Raw genomic sequence first — 13,678 nt, forward strand, 5'->3', positions numbered from 1 at the left:
AGCTCGACACCGCCGTCGAACACCACGGCAAGGGCGACCTCACCCAACTCCTCACCGGCAACGACACCTGGACCGTCATCGGCTGACAAACCCCCGGCGGGACGGAACGGCACAGAGGGGGCGCGGCCGGGCGGGCCGCGCCCCTCAGCCCTTCATGGCGTCGAGGGCCTTCGCGAACTGCCCGAGGAAGCGCGGCACCCCGCGCTCGATCCGGTACGCGTAGACGAGGTCCAGGAACCGGTAGTGGTGGCCCGCGGCGAAGCCGTACGGCTTCACGACGCCCTGGTACGTGGCCTCCCGGAGGCGCCGGGTCAGCGCGCCCCGCTCCAGCTCGATCCCGCCGGCCGCGATGCGGTGCCCGGCATCGGCGGCGGCGAGGGTCGCGTCGTACGCCTCCACGGCGTAGCGGTCGACGGGGGCGGAGCCCGAGAGGCCCCAGCGGGTGCGGTAGGCGGCGGTGAACTCCCGGGCCGAGGGCACGAGGGCGGGGTCGACGTAGGTGGTGCCGAAGTACCAGTCCTCGGCGGCCGGGCCCGCCTCGGCGAGGAACGCGGGCTGGAGCGCGTACTCGACGCCGCCGCACGGCCCCGTGAACCCGCGCGCCCGCAGCTCGCGGGCGCAGCGGGCGGCCCGGTGCGGGGAGCTACCCGCGTAGAAAACGGCGTCGGGGCGGACGGCGAGGGTCTCGCGGACGACCGGGCCGAAGTCGTCCCCGGCGGCGTCCTTGCGGAAGGAGTCGAGGGTGACGCCGTCGACGTCCAGGGTGTCCCGCATCGACTTGGTGAGCCGCCAGGGGTACGTTCCGTCGGCCCGGTCCTCGATGACGGCCACTCTGCGGTGGCCGCGGACGATACTGAGCGTCGAGAGGGCCAGGTGGAGCATGTCGTGCAGGGGACGCATCTCGAAGTAGGTGGGGCGGCCCTGGAGGGCGGGGATCCTGTCGTAGTCCATGCCGGCCGCCACGCCCATCAGGGGCAGCCCGTGGCGCTGGTAGGTGTCGGCGACGGCGGTCACGACCTCCTTGGTCGTCGGGCCGAGGACGGCCAGCACGCTCCGGTCCGTGCCGAAGGCGTCCGCGACGGCGCGCGCCCGTACGGGGTCGCTGCGGTCGTCGCGGACCCGCACGGCCAGGTCGAAGCGCCGGTCGGGACGGGCGTTGAACTGCTCCACGGCGAGCCGGGCGCCCCTCTCCTGGGCGCGGCCGTCGGCCCGGTGCGCGCCGCTGAGGTCGGTCTGGACGCCGATCGTGTACGCGGGGAGGGGACTCGGCGGGCCGCCCGTGCCCTTCCCCTCGGTGCCGGTGCCGGGGCCCGGGCCGGACCGGGTCAGGAGCCAGGCCGTGAGGCCTCCGGCGGCCGCGACGGCCGCCGCCGAACCGCCGGCCAGCACCCACCGCCGGGACACCGGCCGCTCCGGCGGCGGGGCCGCCGCCATCGTCGGTTCGGCGACCGGCAGGTTCAGGACGTGGGCGGAACGCTCGGCGATGAGGGCGGGCAGGCCCGCGGGCAGCCAGTCGCCCGCCGGCCCGTCGGCCCGGCCGAGGGCGTCGCGGACCCCGGTGGCCGTGGGCCGGTCCGCCGGGTCCTTGGCGAGGCAGGCCCTGACGAGCGGCAGGAGGGTGTCCGGTACGTCGTCGAGGACGGGTTCCCCGTGGACGGTGCGGTAGACGACGGCCGCCACCGTGCCCGTACCGAAGGGGCGTTCGCCGGTCAGCGCGTACGCGAGGACGCAGCCGAGCGAGAAGACGTCGGCGGGCGGGCCGATCGCGTCCGTACGGGCCTCGGCCTGCTCGGGGGCGAGGAAGCCGGGCGTGCCGATCACCGCGTCGGTGGCGGTGAGCGCGGTCGCCCCGGCGGAGCGGGCGATGCCGAAGTCGATGAGCCGGGGCCCGTCGAGGGCGAGGAGGACGTTGCCGGGCTTGACGTCCCGGTGCACGAGCCCGGACGCGTGCACGTCGGCGAGGGCGTCGGCGAGCCGGGCGCCGAGGGCCCGTACGGTCGGCTCGGGCAGGGCGCCGTGCAGGGCGACGGCCTCGGCGAGCGAGGGGCCCGGCACGTACTCGGTGGCGAGCCAGGGCTCGCGGGCCTCCGGGTCGGCGCCGAGGACGCGGACGACCCAGCGGCCGGTGATCCGCTCGGCGGTGCGGGCCTCGCGGCGGAAGCGCTCGCGGAAGCCGGGGTCGGCGGCGTGCTCGGCCCGGATCAGCTTGAGCGCGGCGAGCGCGCCGCCCGTGGAACGGGCGAGGTAGACCACGCCCATGCCGCCGGCGCCGAGCCGGCCGAGGAGCCGGTACCCGGCGAGGGTCGACGGGTCGGCCTTGCGCAGGGGCTGCACCGGTCAGCTCCCCCCGGCCTTCTTCGGCGGGCCGGCGGGCGCGAAGTCGAGCGGCTTGTAGCGGCCGTTCTCGACGGCGTACATGAAGGTGCCGACGGCGTCGAGGTTGCCGTCGTCGTCGAAGGAGTAGCCGCCCATGACGCCCTGGTAGGTCGCCTTGCGCAGGATCGGGGCGAGGGTGGTGCGGTCGGGCCGTCGGCCGCCCCTGGCCGCCTTCTCGACGTGGGAGACGAGGAAGGTGGTGACGTCGTAGGCCTCGCCCGTGTAGTACGCGGGGGTCGTGCCGTACGCGGCGCGGTGGGCGGCGACCAGTGCGGCCGCCTCCTTGCGGGTGGTGGGGTCGACGACCGGGGCGCCGATGTGCCAGCCCTCGGCGGCGGCGCCCGCGCCCCGGAGGAACTCGGTGCCGAAGACGTGCTGGCCGGCGAGGCGCGGGCCGGTGAAGCCGAGGGCGTCGAGCGCCTTCGCGGCGCGGACGGCGCTGGGGGCGAGGCCGCAGTGGACGTACGCGTCGATGCCCGCGTCGACCATCTCGCCGAGGACCTTCTCGATCCGCTTGGCGCCGGCCGGGATCACCCGGGGGTGCGTGGGGACCGCGCCCTGCTGGAAGCCGAAGGTGGCGCCGAGGACGTACTGCCAGGAGTACGTGTCGTCGGTGCGCTCCTGGAGCAGTCCGGGCAGGGCTCCGGGGGCCTTCGCCTGAAGGTGGTAGGCGAGGGCCATGCCCGCGAAGGCGTGGAGGGGACAGGCCCGGACGATGCCGCGGCCCTGCGAGACGCCCGGGTTGATCAGCAGGTTGAGTCCGGCGGAGACGGTGACGACGGGCAGGCGGGCCTCGTCGAAGGCGGACAGCGCGGCAAGGCCGGTGTAGTCGGAGGTGGGGCCGATGATGCCGAGGACGTCGGGGTCGCCGGTGAGGGTACGGGCGGCGGCGAGGGCGCGGCGGGTGTCGCCGCCGTCGTCGGCGACCTTCACGTCGAGGGTGAAGGGCTTGTCCTCGCGGGCGTTGAACCGTTCGACGGCGAGGCGGACGCCCCGCTCCTGCGCCTGCCCGATGGTCCTGGCCGGGCCGCTCAGGTCGGCGTGGACGCCGATGGTCCAGCGGCGTGCCCCGGGCGGCGGCGCGGCCTGCTTGCCGTCGCCGGCCCGTCGGCCCTTGCCGCCGCCGTCGCCGCCGAGGGCGGTCACGGCGGCGGTCGCGGCGCCCGCGAGGACGACCGCGCCGCCGACGGCGAGGCCGAGGAAGCGGCGGCGGCCGCGCTCCGGCGGGGCGGGGGCGGCCGGTGCCTCGGTGGCGGCGATCTCGGGCAGGGCCAGCATCCGCGCCGAGCGTGCGGCGATGGTGCGGACGACGGGGGCGGGCAGCCATTCGGCGGCGCTGCCGGGGGTGTCCTCGACGAGCCGGACGCCGATCTCCGCCGCGGTGGGCCGGGCGGCCGGGTCCTTGGCCAGGCAGTCCCGTACGAGCGGCAGGAGGGGCTCCGGTACGCCGGTGAGGTCGGGCTCGTCGTGGACGGTGCGGTACATGAGCGCGTCGACGGCGCCGGTGCCGAAGGGCGGGCGGGCGGTCGCCGCGTAGGCGAGGAGGCAGCCGAGGGCGAAGACGTCGGCGGGCGGGCCGATCGCGTCCGTACGGGCCTCGGCCTGCTCGGGGGCGAGGAAGCCGGGCGTGCCGACGACCATGTCGGTGGCGGTGAGGGCGGTCTCGCCGGTCGCGCGGGCGATGCCGAAGTCGATGAGGCGCGGCCCGTCGACGGCGAGGAGGACGTTGCCCGGCTTGACGTCGCGGTGCACGAGCCCGGCCGCGTGGACGGCCGCGAGGGCTCGGGCGACGGACCAGCCGAGGAGCCGGACGCTCCGCTCGGGCAGCGCGCCGTGCGCGGCGACGGCCTCGCCGAGGGAGGGCCCGGCGACGAAGGCGGTGGCCATCCACGGCTCGGGGGCGTCCGGGTCGGCCCCGGTGACCGGGACGGCCCAGGGGCTGGAGACCCGGCGGGCGGCCTCGACCTCGCGGCGGAAGCGGGCCCGGAAGTCGGGCTGGTCGGCCTGGTCGGCGTGGGTGACCTTGACGGCGGCCAGCTCGCCGTTGGCCGTACGGCCCAGGTAGACGACGCCCATGCCGCCCGCGCCGAGGCGGCCGAGGAGGCGGTAGCCGGCGATCACGGAGGGGTCGGAGGGCAGCAGCGGCTGGAGCGCGCCGGGCTCGGGACGGGCGGGCTCGGGACGGGCGGGCTCGGGACGGGCGGGCTCGGGACGGGCGGGCTCGGGGGTCGCCGGAGGGCCGTCGTCGGCGGGGGTGGTGGGGCTCACGACTGGACCTCCAGCGCCTTCTCCGCGCGCGTGATCATGGTGGTGAGGGCCTGGACCTGCGCCAGGGTGATCTCGTCGTCGGTGTACCCGCGCGCGCCCTTCACGGAGACGGCGACGGTCACCTGCCCCACCCGCGACTGGGACCAGCCGTACAGGTACTCGCCCCCGACCGCGTCGTTGACGTACTTTCCGCGCTCGTTGAGCGCGTCGGCGGTCGTGTAGTTCATGCCGACGCCGAAGGGGTTGCCGAGGGACATGAGGCCGGTGATCCGCTCGCCCTCGCGGAGGGTCTGGGCGGGGCAGCGGAGCGCCTCCTCCAGGGTCTCGGCCATCTCCCAGTCGGCCGCGTCGACCGAGCGGTGGACGGTGACGGTGGCGGAGACCCGGACGGTGCCCTTGCCGCCGGAGCCGGGCAGCTCGCTGGAGCCGGTGACGCTGTGGAGGACGGTGGCCGGCAGGGGGCCCGACTCCCAGCGGCAGTTCGCCGGGAGGACCGGCCAGTGGCCGTCGGGGCTGAGGTAGGGCTCGCGCTTCACGTAGTCGGGGCCCCAGGACTCCGGGCCGGCGAGGACGGCGAGGGCGAGGCGCTCGGCGTCGGCCTTGGTGCGCGGTGCGCGGGCCGGGTCGGGCGTGAAGTCGAGGGTGGGCGGGGCGGTGGGGGTGGCCGCGGACGGGGCCGGGGACGAGGGCGAGGGCGCGGCCCCTGTCGTCCTGCCGGCGGAAGTGGGCGCTCCCGAGCCTGCAGAGCCTGCCGGGTCGTCCGAGCAGCCGGTCAGGAGCAGGGCGCCGACCGCCAGCGCGCAGCAGCCGCGTAAGGCGCGTCCGTGCCCGGAGCCGTAGCTGGATGCGTCTCTGGATCCGTACCTGGGTCCGTCCATGAATCCCCCACCCCCCGTTCGCGGCAGCCCGCCGCGAATCAGGGAGATCGTACGGGGACGGGGGATCAACTCGCCCCCTTTACCGATCTATTGGGACGGAGAGGTGTCCGTTCCGTGGCGGCGCTCGGCGTGCGGGCCGCGGGTCGCCGAGGCGTCCCGGCGACCATGGTCATGACCGTATCGCGGTACGGGCATGACAACGGGCGCCGTGCGGCGCTACCGTCGACGGGACAGCGCGGCTCGGGACGGGAGGCTCGGTGACTGAGAAAGAGAACGGCGAGGCCAGAGCGGGCCTGCTCTACGGGATCGGCGCCTACGGCATGTGGGGCCTGGTCCCGCTGTTCTGGCCGCTCCTCAAGCCCGCGGGCGCCGTCGAGATCCTCGCCCACCGCATGGTGTGGTCGCTCGCCTTCGTCGTCGCCGGACTGCTCGCGCTGCGCCGCTGGGCCTGGATACGGGAGCTCGCGCGCGACCCGCGCAAGCTCGCCCTCGTCGCGCTGGCCGCGACCGTGATCTCCGTGAACTGGGGGCTCTACATCTGGTCGGTCAACACCGGCCACGTCGTCGAGTCCTCGCTCGGTTACTTCATCAACCCGCTCGTCACCATCGCCCTCGGCGTCCTCGTCCTCCAGGAACGGCTGCGCCCCGCCCAGTGGGCGGCGGTCGGCGTCGGCGCCGCCGCGGTGCTCGTCCTGGCGATCGGCTACGGCAGGCCGCCGTGGATCTCGCTCGCCCTCGCGTTCTCCTTCGCGCTGTACGGCCTGGTGAAGAAGAAGGTCAACCTCGGCGGCCTGGAGTCGCTCGCCGCCGAGACCGCCGTCCTGTTCCTGCCCGCGCTCGGCTACCTCGTCTGGCTCGGTGCGCAGGGCACCTCGACCTTCGGCACCGAGGGCGCCGGCCACGCGGCCCTGCTCGCCGCGACCGGCATCGTCACGGCGGTGCCGCTGGTCTGCTTCGGGGCGGCGGCCATCCGCGTACCGCTGTCGACGCTCGGGCTGCTCCAGTACCTGGCGCCGACCTTCCAGTTCCTGCTGGGCATCCTGTACTTCCGCGAGGCGATGCCGCCGGAGCGGTGGGCGGGCTTCTCGCTCGTGTGGCTGGCCCTGACGATCCTCACCTGGGACGCGCTGCGCACGGCGCGGCGCAACCGGGCGCGGGTCGAGGAGGCCCGGGCGGAGGCGGCGTCCTCGGAGGCGGCGTCCTCGGTGGCGGGAGCCGGGGCTGCGACGGGAGCGACCGCTCCGGTTTCCACCCCATCGGCGCAGCCGGGGCGCTGACAGGGAGCGGGGGGCCCCGAGCCGTAGTTACGTCGGGAGTCCAGGCCCCCGTCCGTACGGGGCCCGTCCCGAGCGGAGTGATGGCGCCATGTGGCAGCCCCTCGCCCTCTCGGTCGACTTCGGCCAGGGATTCACGGATGCCTGGTCGGCCGTCGCCGAGTTCATACCGAAGTTCATCGCGTTCCTGGCGATCCTGCTCGTCGGCTGGTTCGTCGCGAAGATGATCGCCAAGGTCGCCGACCGCGTGCTGCGGAAGGTCGGCTTCGAGCGCATGGCCGAGCGCAGTGGCGTCTCGAACACCCTCAAGGGGTCGAAGTACGACGCCACCGGAATCATCGCCAAGATCCTCTACTACGCGATCCTGCTGATCGCGCTGCAGCTGGCCTTCGGGGTCTTCGGCCCGAACCCGGTCAGCGTCATGATCAACGGCATCGTCGCCTGGCTGCCGAGGGCGATCGTCGCCTGTGTCATCGTCGTCGTCGCCATGGCCATCGCCCGCGCCGTCCGGGACATCGTGCAGGGCGCGCTGGGCTCGACGTCGTACGGGAAGGTCCTCGCCACGGCGGCCTGGGCGTTCATCGTCGGCCTCGGTGTGATCGCCGCGCTCAGCCAGGCGGGCATCGCCACCTCGGTGACCGGGCCGGTCCTGACCGCGGTGCTCGCGACCGTCGCGGGCGTCGTGATCGTCGGCGTCGGCGGCGGGCTCGTCACGCCGATGCGGAGCCGCTGGGAGCGCTGGCTGTCGGCCGCGGAGTCGGAGACCGGCCGCGCGAAGGAGCAGATCTCGGCGTACCAGAAGGGCCGCGCGGACGCCCGGGGCGGGATGCCGGCGGCGCAGGAGCGGATGGACGGCGGCACCGGCCGGCGCGAGCCCCCGGCGGACCGGATGTGACGAGCGGCCGCCCCCGGCGGCGTGCGGTCGGGGCGCCCCGACGCACCGCCCACGGGCCGTCGGGCGTCGGGCCGGCCAGCCACCGCCCGGACAACCGTCGCCCGGTCAGCCGTCGGCGCGGTCAGCCGTCGCCCGGTCAGCCGTCGGCGCGGTCAGCCGTCGGCGCGGACGTCCAGGAGGTCGTGCTCCCGGATCAGCCAGCAGACCGCCGTCAGCCGCAGGGTGGCGAAGTCGTGGCCGACCGGCTCGACCCAGTCGACCTCGGTGAGCCAGTCGGTGAACCCGAGGACGTAGTCGGCGAGCTCCTCCCGCCGGACGGCCCGGGCCTCGGGCCCCCGCTGCGCCGGGATCAGCGCGTCGCACACCGCGGCGGCGTGCTGGTCGACGGCGGCCACGAGCCCCGGCTCGAAGGAGAACTCCGAGAGCCGGGGCATGTACGTGGCGGCCACGCCGACCAGCGGGCACGGGGGCGAATCGTTCATCCCCCCACATTAGGCGCGCGAGAGCGCCTCCCGACCGTGACGTTGGTCGCAGCCCGCGGGCCCTCCGCCGAGGCCTCAGCGGGGACGCCGGCCGCCGGTTATTCGGTGGCCGGGGCCGGGCGACGGCCCGCACGCTGTCCCCCATGGAGGAACCGAAGTACCGGATCCGGGCGGTCCACACCCCGGACACCGTCACCGTCTACCAGGCGTACGCCCCCGGCATCGGCCTGCCCGCGGCGCGCGACGGCCGCTTCCCGGCCGCCTGGAAGCGGGACCGCATGACATGGATCAAGCCGTCGTTCCTGTGGATGATGTACCGCTCCGGCTGGGGCACCAAGGAGGGCCAGGAGACCGTCCTCGCCGTGGAGATCACCCGCGAGGGCTTCGAGTGGGCGCTGCGGAACGCCTGCCTCTCGCACTACTCGCCCGGCGTCCACCCGGACCGGGCCTCCTGGCAGCGGGAGTTGCGGCGCGCGCCCGCGCGGGTGCAGTGGGACCCGGAGCGGGACCTGCGGCTGCGGCCGCTCGCGTACCGCTCGCTCCAGCTCGGGCTCTCGGGCGATGCGGCGCGGCGGTACGCGGACGAGTGGACGGTCTCCGTCGCCGACGTCACCGGCCTCGCCCACGACGTCCACGCCCGCGTCCGCGCCGGGGACGTCGAATCGGCCGCGGGTCTGCTCCCGCGCGACGAGCCGTACCCGGTGGCGGACGGGCTCCTGGAGCATCTCACCGGGCGCTGAGCGCTCCGGCGGAGCTGCCGTTCACCCCACGCCGAGCACTCCGGCGGAGCAGCCGTTCACCCCGCGCCGAGCGCCTCGGTGACGCGGGCCGTCACCGACTTCCAGTGGGCGCGGCGGCGCTCGCGCTCGTCCGCGCTCGTCAGGTGTTCCTGGTGGAAGCGGAGGACGGTCCGGCCGTCACCGGACGGGCTGACCGTGACCTGGAGGACGGTCCCGCCGTAGGTGAGCCGGACGCGGTCGCGCGGGCGGAGGCTGCGGAGCGCCGGGTCGCCCCGTTCGGGGAGTGCGGAGCCCAGCCAGACGGCCAGGCCCTCGGGGCTCATCAGGAAGTCCCAGACCGCGTCGACGGGCAGGGGCAGGGTCTTCGAGACGCCGATCTCCCAGCCGGCGTCCCTGGTCAGTCCCACGGGCATCACGCTTCTCCCTCCGAGTGGGTACGGGCCCGGTGGGCGCGCACCTTGTGGCGGTTGCCGCACCGTTCCATCGAGCACCAGCGGCGGCGCCCGGGGCGTGAGGTGTCGGCGAAGAGCAGGGCGCAGTCGTCGGCGCCGCAGACGCGGATCCGGTCGGCGTACGGGCCGGTGAACAGCTCGACGGCGTCGCGGGCGACCGTCGCGAGGAGGCGCGTCCCGGTGGCGCCGGGGGCCCACGCGCGCGTGCCGTCCGCGCGGAGTTCGGCGGCGAGGGGGGCCTCGGCGGCGGCGGCGTTGACGGCGGCCAGGTCGGCGGGGTCGTACCGGACGGGCGGGCCCTGCCCGGCTCCCTCCGTCCCCTCGCCCCGGTTCCTCGCGGCGCGCGCGAGGGCCAGCCGCCAGAGCGCGTCCCGCACGCTCCGCACGGCGGCGAGCTCGGCCGCGCTGACCCGGACGTCGGGCCCGGGGCCGAGCCGGCACTCCCGCACCCAGTCGAGGAGCCCGTCCACGCGGTCGAGCACCTCGTACCGCGCGGCGACGGGTCCCGGGCCACCCGTGAGCAGCAGCTCCAGACAGAGGGCACCGGCGTCGAAGCGGAAGCGCTGCCCGTCCCGGTGCACCAGGGTCATCCCCGGGAGCCCCGGGGGGCTCGGAGGTCCGGAAGGAGGCTCTGCCCGTCCCGGGCGCACGGCGGCGGATCCGGCGTGTCCGGCGGTTCCTGTGGCGGCCCTCGTCATGCAACCAGTATAAGTGGTTACATGACGACACTCCACTGGAAGCTCGTGATCGACTGCGCCGACCCCCACGCCCAGGCCGCCTTCTGGGCCGCGGCCCTCGGCTACCTGGAGGAGGACAACAGCGCCTTCATCCGCCGCCTCCTCGACATGGGCGCGGCCCCGGCCGAGGAGACGGTCACCGTCCGGGACCGCCTCGCCTGGCGCACCCTCGCCGCCGTCCGCCACCCGGAGGACCCCACGGACCCCCAGACGGGCGGGGGCCTGGGCCGCCGCATCCTCTTCCAGCGGGTGCCGGAGCCCAAGACCGCCAAGAACCGGCTCCACATCGACGTCCACGCGGCCCCCGGCGCCCGCGACACCGAGGTCGCCCGCCTGGAGTCCCTGGGCGCCTCGGTCCTGCGCCGGGTCGCCGAACAGGGCGGCTCCTGGGTGGTGATGACGGACCCGGAGGGCAACGAGTTCTGCGTGCAGTGACGCCCCCGGGTCAGGGGCGGCGCACCTCGAAGTGGAAGCAGCCGTACTCCACCGCCCGCACGTGGACCAGGGCCACCCCCGGGTCCGCGAAGGCCTCGGTGAGCGCCTTCTCGTAGCCCTCGCCCGGCGCCTCGGGCAGCTCCACGAGCCGGCCGCCCACGATCCGGCCACGGGCGTCGTAGCGGCGGAACGCCCGCAGCGCGCCCGCCCGTTCGAAGGGGTACGTCCCCGGGGCCGCCGGGGCCGGACCCGCGCACGCCTCCGCGTGCACGAAGACCGGCCCCACCTCGTCGTACGCCCCCGGCTCGGCCCCCGTGGCCGCCGCCCACCGCCGCAGCGGCGCGTACGAGACGAGCGCGAGGCGCTCCCCCGCCCGCGCCGCGCGCAGGCAGCAGCGGAGCGGCGACCCCGCCTCGGCGGCGGTGAAGGGGGCGCAGGGCCGCCCCGCGTCGTCGACCGAGCGGAGTGCGGCGAGGACGGCGGGCTCGACGGCCCGCGCGGTGAAGGTGCTCATGCGGCTCAGCCTCGCGCGCGCACGACCGGGCCGCTGGCGGAAATCGGACCTCGCGGTGGCCGGGGACCACCGGCCGGGGCGCGACCGGGGCCCGACCGGGGCCCGACCGCCGCCGTGCCGCCGGACCGCCAGGCCGCCGGACCCCTGTGCCGCCAGGCCGCCGGACCGCTGTGCCGCCGGACCGCTGTGCCGCCGGACCGCCGCCCTGCCGCGCTGCCTACGATCGACCGCATGGCGACCTTCGTACACCTGGCACCCGCCGCCCGCGCGGCGCGCATCCGGCGCGCCGGGATCAAGGCCCTCGGCCGGGGGCGGGGCGACGGGCTCGGGGACGCCCGCGGGGTGTACCTGTTCCCGGTGCTGCCCTCGTACGCGCTGACGCACCAGTGGCTGCGCGAGCTGTCCCGGCGCCCCGGCCCGCGCGGGTACGTCGCCGTCGACGTACGCCTGCCGGACGACGAGCCGGTGACCGTCGGGCGGTACGGCGAGCGCGAGCCGGCCGCGACGACCGCCGCCGGGGCCGTGCGCCGCGTCCGGGCCCTCGACGACGCCCTGGGGTGGGAGGTGTTCCTGCCGCGGGCCGTCGCCCGGGGCGAGCTCCGGCAGGTCCGGGCCGTACGGCAGGTCAACGGCTGGCGCCACCTCCCGGGCGCCCACGGCACCCGGCCCTGCACGTGCGGGGGGTGCCGGGAGCCCGGCGCCTACGGCTCGCGGCGGCTGCGGGAGCGACGGCCGCACCCGGAGGACGGACCCGCGCCCGCCCCGCGGCTGCTGCTCGCCCGGCTGGACCGGGCGGAGGCGCGCGGCGACACGGCGGCGCTGTACGACACCCTCCGCTGGTACCGGCTGCGCGGGCGCGGCCCGGTGGCCCGCCTCGCGGGGCTCGCCGGGCACGCCGACGCCGGGGTGCGGTCCCGGCTCGCGGAGGCGGTGGCCGGGTGGTGCACCCCCGGAGTGGACGCACTCCTACGGGAGTTGGCGGCCGCCGCGGAGCCCGGGGTGCGGCTGGCCGTCGCCGAGGCCGTCGCGTACCGCACGACCGACGGCGCCGACGCGCTCCTCGCGGAGCTGGTCCGCGACCCCGCCCCCGCGGTGCGCGAGGTCGTCGTGGAGGGCCTGGTCCACCGGGGGACGCCGGAAGCCGACGCTCTGCTCGCCGTCCTGGCGGGCGACCCCGACGAGGGCGTCCGGGGGACGGTCGCCCTGCTCGGGGCGGAGTGAGCCGCCCTGGGCCCGCTCGGCGAGGCGGCGGTGCGGACGCCGGGCGAACGGCCGCCCACCGGCGCGTGTCCGCTGAGCGAACTGCTCTGTCCCGAATCCGCTCTTGACGCGAAGTCAGTCTCTCGCTGAGCATTCAGCACGCACGGCCACACGAACAGACACACGCACCGCCGCACGTACGGCCGCGCGAACAGGCACACGCACCGCCGCACCACAGCACCTGCACAGCTCCAACGCCTCGCGTCACCCACGGCGCGAGGCGCTCGCACGTTCCGTCCCATCCCCGTTCGGAATCCGGAGCCCCCACATGAAACTCTCCGCGAGACTCTCCGCCCTGGCCGGTTCCACGGCTCTCGTCCTCGGCGCCCTCGCCGGCGCCGCACCCGCCACCGCCGCGCCCTCCGGCGCGCTGGCCGCGCCCGACATCCCGCTCGCCAACGTCAAGCAGCACCTGACGGACCTCCAGGCGATCGCGACCGCCAACGGCGGCAACCGCGCCCACGGCCGGCCCGGCTACAAGGCGTCCATCGACTTCGTGAAGGCGAAGCTGGACGCGGCCGGATTCACCACGACCGTCCAGCAGTTCACCTCCAACAGCGCCGTCGGCTACAACCTGATAGCCGACTGGCCGGGCGGCGACCCCAACCAGGTCCTGATGGCCGGCGCGCACCTCGACTCCGTCTCCTCGGGCCCCGGCATCAACGACAACGGCTCGGGCTCCGCAGCCGTCCTGGAGACCGCCCTCGCGGTCGCCCGCTCCGGCTACCAGCCCACCAAGCACCTGCGGTTCGGCTGGTGGGGCGCGGAGGAGCTCGGCCTCGTCGGGTCCAAGTACTACGTGGCCCAGCTGCCGACTACCGAGCGCGCCAAGCTCTCCGGCTACCTCAACTTCGACATGATCGGCTCGCCGAACCCGGGCTACTTCGTCTACGACGACGACCCGACGATCGAGCAGACCTTCAAGTCGTACTTCGCCGGGCTCGGCGTCCCCACCGAGATCGAGACCGAGGGCGACGGCCGCTCCGACCACGCCTCGTTCAAGAACGTGGGCATACCCGTCGGCGGCCTCTTCACCGGCGCCAGCCGGGTGAAGACGAGCGCGCAGGTCACCAAGTGGGGCGGTACGACCACGGCCTTCGACCGCTGCTACCACTCGTCCTGCGACACGACGTCGAACATCAACGACACGGCCCTGGACCGCAACAGCGACGCCATCGCGCACGCGATCTGGACGCTCTCGGGCACGACCACCCCGCCCACCGGCAAGGTCTTCGAGAACACGGCCGACGTGTCCGTCCCGGACAACGGCGTCGCGGTGACCTCCACGGTCAACGTCACGGGCGTCACGGGCAACGCGCCCAGCAACCTCGCCGTCGGCGTGAACATCGTCCACACCTACATCGGTG

The 13,678-nt window shown here is 75.6% G+C and carries 13 protein-coding genes; 6 read left to right on the forward strand and 7 right to left on the reverse strand.

The annotated features are described in order from the left end of the window. Positions 1–144 precede the first annotated feature (144 nt). From ACWDVG_RS30925 to ACWDVG_RS30935, 3 genes are all read right to left on the reverse strand, one after another. Complete coding sequence (locus ACWDVG_RS30925) at positions 145–2,334, reverse strand: bifunctional serine/threonine-protein kinase/ABC transporter substrate-binding protein (RefSeq protein WP_451704160.1); 2,190 nt, start codon at positions 2,332–2,334, stop codon at positions 145–147. Between the two features lie 3 nt (positions 2,335–2,337). Continuing rightward, entirely contained in the window at positions 2,338–4,497 is a 2,160-nt protein-coding gene (locus ACWDVG_RS30930) for a bifunctional serine/threonine-protein kinase/ABC transporter substrate-binding protein (protein ID WP_451704183.1), read from the reverse strand. 143 nt (positions 4,498–4,640) lie between these two features. Continuing rightward, positions 4,641–5,522 (reverse strand): hypothetical protein, encoded by an 882-nt coding sequence (locus ACWDVG_RS30935; protein WP_451704162.1) that lies wholly within the window; start codon positions 5,520–5,522, stop codon positions 4,641–4,643. Positions 5,523–5,779: 257 nt separating this feature from the next. Between ACWDVG_RS30935 and rarD the strand changes: the two genes are divergently transcribed. Continuing rightward, on the forward strand, positions 5,780–6,799 hold the full coding sequence (gene rarD, locus ACWDVG_RS30940) for an EamA family transporter RarD (RefSeq protein ID WP_451704164.1): 1,020 nt from the start codon (positions 5,780–5,782) through the stop codon (positions 6,797–6,799). A gap of 88 nt (positions 6,800–6,887) precedes the next feature. Then, entirely contained in the window at positions 6,888–7,691 is an 804-nt protein-coding gene (locus ACWDVG_RS30945) for a membrane protein (RefSeq protein ID WP_451704166.1), read from the forward strand. Positions 7,692–7,843: 152 nt separating this feature from the next. Here ACWDVG_RS30945 and ACWDVG_RS30950 read toward each other — a convergent pair whose 3' ends face one another. After that, entirely contained in the window at positions 7,844–8,173 is a 330-nt protein-coding gene (locus ACWDVG_RS30950) for a DUF6401 family natural product biosynthesis protein (protein WP_451704167.1), read from the reverse strand. A gap of 143 nt (positions 8,174–8,316) precedes the next feature. Between ACWDVG_RS30950 and ACWDVG_RS30955 the strand changes: the two genes are divergently transcribed. Continuing rightward, entirely contained in the window at positions 8,317–8,913 is a 597-nt protein-coding gene (locus tag ACWDVG_RS30955; protein WP_451704169.1) for a DUF4291 domain-containing protein, read from the forward strand. A gap of 56 nt (positions 8,914–8,969) precedes the next feature. Here the strand turns inward: ACWDVG_RS30955 and ACWDVG_RS30960 are convergent, their stop codons facing one another. Continuing rightward, positions 8,970–9,326 (reverse strand): SRPBCC domain-containing protein, encoded by a 357-nt coding sequence (locus ACWDVG_RS30960; RefSeq protein WP_451704171.1) that lies wholly within the window; start codon positions 9,324–9,326, stop codon positions 8,970–8,972. After that, positions 9,326–9,955 (reverse strand): CGNR zinc finger domain-containing protein, encoded by a 630-nt coding sequence (locus ACWDVG_RS30965; protein ID WP_451704173.1) that lies wholly within the window; start codon positions 9,953–9,955, stop codon positions 9,326–9,328. Before ACWDVG_RS30965 ends, ACWDVG_RS30960 begins: the two co-directional genes overlap by 1 nt. A 129-nt stretch (positions 9,956–10,084) precedes the next feature. Between ACWDVG_RS30965 and ACWDVG_RS30970 the strand changes: the two genes are divergently transcribed. Next, positions 10,085–10,537, forward strand: a complete 453-nt coding sequence (locus tag ACWDVG_RS30970; RefSeq protein WP_451704175.1) for a VOC family protein — start codon at positions 10,085–10,087, stop codon at positions 10,535–10,537. Positions 10,538–10,547: 10 nt separating this feature from the next. Here the strand turns inward: ACWDVG_RS30970 and ACWDVG_RS30975 are convergent, their stop codons facing one another. Next, positions 10,548–11,051 carry a DUF1203 domain-containing protein gene (locus ACWDVG_RS30975; RefSeq protein WP_451704177.1) on the reverse strand — a complete coding sequence of 168 codons (504 nt, stop codon included), beginning with the start codon at positions 11,049–11,051 and terminating at the stop codon, positions 10,548–10,550. Positions 11,052–11,282: 231 nt separating this feature from the next. Here ACWDVG_RS30975 and ACWDVG_RS30980 point away from each other — a divergent pair, with 231 nt between their 5' ends. Together ACWDVG_RS30980 and ACWDVG_RS30985 are read left to right on the forward strand one after the other, a co-directional pair. Further along, positions 11,283–12,272, forward strand: a complete 990-nt coding sequence (locus tag ACWDVG_RS30980; RefSeq protein WP_451704179.1) for a HEAT repeat domain-containing protein — start codon at positions 11,283–11,285, stop codon at positions 12,270–12,272. Positions 12,273–12,579: 307 nt separating this feature from the next. Next, positions 12,580–13,678, forward strand: a 1,099-nt coding sequence (locus ACWDVG_RS30985) for a M28 family metallopeptidase (RefSeq protein WP_451704181.1), incomplete at its 3' end; no start/stop codon positions are given.

This window comes from Streptomyces sp. NPDC003327, assembly GCF_053589515.1.